Annotated in this window: 5 protein-coding genes and 1 tRNA gene; 5 read left to right on the top strand and 1 reads right to left on the bottom strand. The window is 70.5% G+C overall.

Annotation, left to right across the window (positions count from 1 at the left end; genetic code table 11):
- Positions 1 to 490: 490 nt before the first annotated feature.
- A complete protein-coding gene (locus ABD841_RS40320) occupies positions 491 to 793 on the top strand; it encodes a tyrosine-type recombinase/integrase (RefSeq protein ID WP_344982337.1) in 303 nt (100 codons plus the stop codon).
- Positions 794 to 880: 87 nt separating this feature from the next.
- On the opposite strand, the gene ABD841_RS40315 is transcribed toward ABD841_RS40320, so the two are convergent.
- A tRNA-Pro gene (locus ABD841_RS40315) sits at positions 881 to 957 on the bottom strand.
- 111 nt (positions 958 to 1,068) lie between these two features.
- Here ABD841_RS40315 and ABD841_RS40310 point away from each other — a divergent pair.
- From ABD841_RS40310 to ABD841_RS40295, 4 genes are all read left to right on the top strand, one after another.
- Positions 1,069 to 1,542: a hypothetical protein gene (locus tag ABD841_RS40310; RefSeq protein WP_344982336.1), complete on the top strand. Its 474-nt coding sequence runs from the start codon at positions 1,069 to 1,071 to the stop codon at positions 1,540 to 1,542.
- A 320-nt stretch (positions 1,543 to 1,862) separates the two neighbouring features.
- The gene (locus ABD841_RS40305; RefSeq protein ID WP_344982335.1) at positions 1,863 to 2,519 is read left to right on the top strand and encodes a hypothetical protein; all 657 of its coding nucleotides are present in this window, start codon (positions 1,863 to 1,865) and stop codon (positions 2,517 to 2,519) included.
- 6 nt (positions 2,520 to 2,525) lie between these two features.
- Positions 2,526 to 3,260, top strand: a complete 735-nt coding sequence (locus ABD841_RS40300) for a hypothetical protein (RefSeq protein WP_344982334.1) — start codon at positions 2,526 to 2,528, stop codon at positions 3,258 to 3,260.
- A 3-nt stretch (positions 3,261 to 3,263) separates the two neighbouring features.
- Complete coding sequence (locus tag ABD841_RS40295) at positions 3,264 to 3,449, top strand: hypothetical protein (RefSeq protein WP_344982333.1); 186 nt, start codon at positions 3,264 to 3,266, stop codon at positions 3,447 to 3,449.
- The last annotated feature ends 200 nt before the right edge of the window (positions 3,450 to 3,649 follow it).

Genomic DNA, 3,649 nt, shown 5'->3' with positions numbered 1-3,649 from the left:
CGCCGGGTTCGGCGGGCGGGCCGGGGAAACGGGCCAGTCGCAAGGCTGACACCGCGCCCCGGTCCGACCCAACAGCCTGCTCTTATCCCCCTTGAGGGCCTGCTGAATGAACCCACGGAGCGCAGCGGCCGGCGCCAATGCAGAGCATCCCGAAGGGACCGCGCAGCGGTTGGGGCCCGCGGCGGAGCGCTGCCGCCTTGATCAGGCGGAGGCCATCCTCAAGGCCGCTGAGGGCACGCGGATGTACGCCTACGTGGTGCTCTCGCTCCTCATCGGTGCCCGGACAGAGGAACTGCGGGCGCTCGTCTGGTCGGAAGTGAGCCTCGGTGGTCAGCCGGGAACCGCCACTCCCCCGTGGATCGCCGTGTGGCGCTCCGTGCGGGAGAGTGGCGACACCAAGACCCGGAGGTCCCTTGCGCTGCCTCGTCGGTGTGTTGAGGCCCTGCGGTAGCGCCGGGCACAGCAGGCTAGGGAACGCGAGACGGCGGGCGTGAGGTGGCAGGAGAACGATCTCGTCTTCGCCTCCCTGGTCGGCACTCCCCTGGACTCTCACAACGTGCGGCGGGCCTTCCGGAAGATCGTGGAAGACGCCGGGCTGACCGCCAGGGAGTGGACGCCACGGGAGATGCGGCACAGCTTCGTCTCGTTGTTGTCCGACTCCGGCGTTCCGTTGGAGGACATCGCGCGGCTCGTCGGCCACAACGGGACGGCGGTCACGGAAGCGGTCCACCGCAAACAGATCCGCCCGGTGCTTCTCGGCGGCGCGGAGGCGATGGACCGGATCTTCACATGAGGAGAGCGATAGGCACTCAGTTAGTCATCCGGAATGCGAAAAGGGTGTCTCCCTTTCGGGTGACACCCTTGCCGACCAGCCAAAGCATGGTCGGGACGACAGGATTTGAACCTGCGACCCCTTGACCCCCAGTCAAGTGCGCTACCAAGCTGCGCTACGTCCCGGTTGTCCGGCTCCCTCTCGGGCGGACGTCATAACCTTAGCGCAGATCGGGCGGGCATGTGCACGCCAAGGTGCCCGCGGGGACATGTGATCACCGGAAGGACGGGGTGCGGGTGGGGCGCAAGGCTTTGATCGACCATGATGAGCTGCGGCGTCTGGCCGGGCAGGGGCTGTCGAACGCGGAGCTGGCGGCGCGGTTCGGGGTGAGTGAGTCCGGAATTCTCCAGGCGAAGCGGGCGGCGGGGCTCTCCAAGCCGATGCTCGACCATTCGCGGGCCATCCCCTGGAAGCTGAACCGGGCGCACAACCAGTCGGGCCCGGCGACGAACCTGCGGAACCTGTCGTCCGTCGCCCAGGGGCGGACGATCCCCGCGGAGAAGACCAACACGGCGCTGCGCTGGGCCGGGCGGCTGGTGGCGGCCGGGTTGGACGTCTCGTACGAGCCCGAGCGGGGGTTCTTCGAGATTCCGGCGGTGGAAGGGGACTGGCTGGTGGAGCGGGTGCTGGCGGACGCGCGGCGGGCCCTTGAGGCGGCCGGGAAGGCGGGGATCCCGGTGGCCGCACCGGCGGAGGGCGACGGCCTCTGATGCGACGAAGGAGCGGGGACCCCGCTCCTTCATCGCGTGGCCCCGGGCCGGGCTCCACACGCGCCGCCCACGCCGCCGCTCGCGGACGGGGCCGGCAACCGGCCGGCCCGGCCGGCCCGAGCCGCTCGGCCAGCCGACAGGAGATCACGGAAGGCCAGGTCAAGAAAAAGGCCACAAAAGAATGTCCACTACCCGATAAAAAATAATAAAACGTCAAATGTGGCCCGAGTCGCGAAAAACCACGAATGGAGGCGGCCGGTTTCGACCCCTGGCCGTGGGGCAGCGCACGGGGACAAGCGCCTACACAACCGGAGGCAGACATGTCCACCGTGAGCTGGGTGGTCGTGGTCGTGGTCGCGGTGGTGGCGATCGTGGCAGTCGGATATTTCCTGCTGCAGCAACAGCGCCGGCACCGACTCCGTGACCGATTCGGCCCCGAGTACGAACGCACCGTGCAAGAGCACGATTCCAGGCGGGAGGCGGAGCAGGAGCTCATGGCCCGCCAGCAGCGGGTCGACTCACTCGACATCCGCCCCCTGGACGCCGGGACGCGCGAGATCTACGCCAGGAAGTGGATGGAGGTTCAGGAGCGTTTCGTGGACGCTCCGGGCTTCGCGGTCACCGAGGCCGACCACCTGGTGACCTCCGTGATGGCCGAACGGGGCTATCCGACCGAGAACTTCGAGCAGCGGCTCTCCGACCTGTCGGTCGCGCACGGCCGCACGCTGGATCACTACCGGCAGGCTCACGAGATCAGCGGCCGGGCCGCCCGCAAGGAGGCCTCCACCGAGGAGCTCCGGCAGGCGATGGTGCACTACCGCGCCCTGTTCGAGGAACTGCTCGGCGGATCCGGCGACGAGAGCAGCGGGGTCAACGGGGTCAACGGCGACCGCATCCCCCGGCAGGGGGGACCTGAACATCGCGAGACCACCGACGGCGACGTGCGCGCCGCGCGCCGCGACACCCGGGGACGGTGACCCGAGATGAACGACCGGCTCGGCCATGAAGGCGACCGCCTGGTCTACAAGCGCGACGAGGACGATCTGACGGTGCCGTCGCAGCGCACCCGGGACACGGCTCCGGCGTCCGGGGAACCCCACCACGGGGCCACCCCGGCGGACCGGACGGACGCCCCGTACGACGGTCCGGGTGACGGCCCCGGCCGAGGCGCACGCGATGACGTGCCCGCCCCCGGCCCGGTGCGGACACCGCAGGCGCCGGAGACCGGCGCCGGACCACGCAGCGACGCGCCCGGCGGCGCTCCGGTGACCGCCGGTTTCCCGGAGGCCACCGCCGGTCGGCCCGACGACGTGGCCGCACCGGGCGGCACCGCGGCGGGCACGGGCGGCACCGACGCCGACCTGCCCGACGCCACGCGCACCGGATCCCCCGCGCATACCGGCACCGCCGCGCACGGCGCTCCCGCGCACGCGGGCGGCACGCGCGGGCTCCTGTTCGAGCAGGACGCCGCGGAGGTACGGCGACGCTGGCAGGAGGTCCAGGCGAGTTTCGTGGACGATCCGCGCGACTCGGTGGAGCGGGCCGACGCGCTGCTCGACGAGGTCGTGCGCGCGTTCCGCAGTGCGCTGGAGGCCAGGACCGCCGAGCTCCGGGGACGGTGGAAGGACTCCGGCGACACCGAGCACCTCCGCACCGCCCTGCGTGACTACCGGGCAACCCTGGAACAGCTTCTGGACATCTCCGCCGGGATGAGGTGAGAAATGCTCGCGATCGCCGCCGCCATCGTGTTCGGTCTCGGTCTGCTGCTCGATCTGGTCAATACCCGGATCGGCGGGATCACCGGCACGACCTTCCTGCTCCTCGGGCTGCTGCTGCTCTCGCTGCACCAGGCCGGGATCGGCTCCGCGGGACCGCGGGCCGGGGGATGGCGCCGTACCAGGCGCTAGCCGGCGGCCGGGGACCCCGCGGGGTCCCTTCGGGGGTGGCTGCCAGAAGACACCGGGAGACGCCGGAGGGGCCCGCCAGGCGGACGGACCCCTCCGGCGTCTCCCCGCGTCTCCCCGTTTCTCCTTGTGTCTTTTCGTGCCTCCGGTACTACATTCGTAGATCTTGATTCGTTTGGCCTCGCTGCGGAACGTAGTTGGTC

This window comes from Streptosporangium fragile (genome assembly GCF_039534445.1).
GTDB classification, from domain to species: domain Bacteria; phylum Actinomycetota; class Actinomycetes; order Streptosporangiales; family Streptosporangiaceae; genus Streptosporangium; species Streptosporangium fragile.
Note: the sequence above shows the minus strand (reverse complement) of the source record. Positions and strands in the feature narration are given on the sequence as shown.

Bases quoted from the DNA above. Each gene is read 5' to 3' on its own strand.
- ABD841_RS40300 (WP_344982334.1), top strand. From the start codon at position 2,526: ATGAACGACCGGCTCGGCCATGAAGGCGACCGCCTGGTCTACAAGCGC.
- ABD841_RS40295 (WP_344982333.1), top strand. From the start codon at position 3,264: ATGCTCGCGATCGCCGCCGCCATCGTGTTCGGTCTCGGTCTGCTGCTC.
- ABD841_RS40305 (WP_344982335.1), top strand. From the start codon at position 1,863: ATGTCCACCGTGAGCTGGGTGGTCGTGGTCGTGGTCGCGGTGGTGGCG.